We start from the raw sequence: 1,295 nt of genomic DNA, 5'->3' as shown, positions 1-1,295 counted from the left end.
CCGCCGGCACCGTCGTCCCGTCGTAATCCGATCCGAAGCCGACCCTATCGATGCCGATCCGCTCGACGAGGTAGTCGATATGGCGCACCAGATCGTCCAGGGTCGTTTCGGGGTCTTTGCGGCCATCGATCCGCATGAACATCGTCCCGAAATTGACTCCGACGAGACCATCCCGCTCGCGGATCGCATCGAGCTGCCGGTCCGTCAAATTGCGGGAATGCGGGGTCAGCGCATGAGCATTCGAATGACTTGCGACGAGCGGCGCATCGGAGATCGCGGCCACGTCCCAGAAACCTTGCTCGTTGAGATGCGACAGATCAATCATGATCCGCAATTGATTGCAGGCCTGCACCAACGCCTTGCCCACGTCGGTAAGGCCCGGCCCGATATCGGGCGTTGAGGGAAACCGAAACGGCACGCCGTGCCCGAAGATATTCGAGCGGCTCCACACCGGACCCATCGTGCGCAACCCGGCCTGATGGAGCATGTCGAGCATCTTCAGATCGGGGTCGATCATTTCGGCGCCTTCGATGTGAAGGACCGCAGCAATGGCCTGATCGGCAACGGCGTTGCGGATATCGCGACCGTTCCGGCAAATCCTCAACCCACCATCCGATGCGCGCTCGATGCGCGCGAGGAGCGAAATCAGTTCGATCGTGGACGCCTGGGCCTCGGCGAGGCCCGGCGCTTCCGGAGGATGTCCGACCGATGGAATGTAGACGGCAAAAAGTCCGCCAGCGAAGCCGCCTGCCCTCGCGCGCGGAAGGTCGATGTGACCCGAGCTTCCGAGCCGAAGAAAGTCCTGTTCAGCCGTCTTGCTTCCCGACCGCCAGAGGCGAAGCAGAACGTCGTTGTGTCCGTCGAATACAGGAACGAGCGGAGCATCTGTTGTCATGGGGCAGGAATACCGGGAAAAGACGCCGTGCGCCGAGGAAAGTTCCGTCTTGAGCCTGAACGAACCGAAGGGAGCAAATCAAGCAACATCCGAGCGATTCTCGGTTCTCGCGAGAAACTTACCTTTTCTACATGATCACTGCGCCGTCGCGCGGGCAAAGTCGATGTAGATCTCGCGAAGGCGCGTGGCCAGCGGCCCTGGTTTTCCGTCCGCGACATTGCGGCCATCGATCGCCACGACTGGTTGCAGGAAGGTCGACGCGCTGGTGATGAAAGCCTCCTTGGCGGCCAGCGCCTCCTCAARGGAAATCGGTCTCTCCTCGATCCGAATCTGGCGTTCGGCGGCAAGAGCCATCAGCGCCTTGCGGGTGCATCCCGGCAGGACGGCGTTGGAATTGGGA

The 1,295-nt window shown here is 61.4% G+C and carries 2 protein-coding genes; both read right to left on the bottom strand.

The features are described 5' to 3' along the window. The coding region (locus tag AC1DT3_RS21565) for a dipeptidase (protein ID WP_477467228.1) at nt 1-895 on the bottom strand (895 nt) is incomplete at its 3' end. Between the two features lie 135 nt (nt 896-1,030). Then, a partial coding sequence (locus AC1DT3_RS21560) for an aminotransferase class IV (RefSeq protein WP_477467227.1) occupies nt 1,031-1,295 on the bottom strand: 265 nt, incomplete at its 5' end.

Source organism: Microvirga sp. P4_G7 (assembly GCF_056401005.1).
The sequence above is the reverse complement of the archived record's forward strand: the minus strand, read 5'-3'. Positions and strand labels throughout refer to the sequence as shown.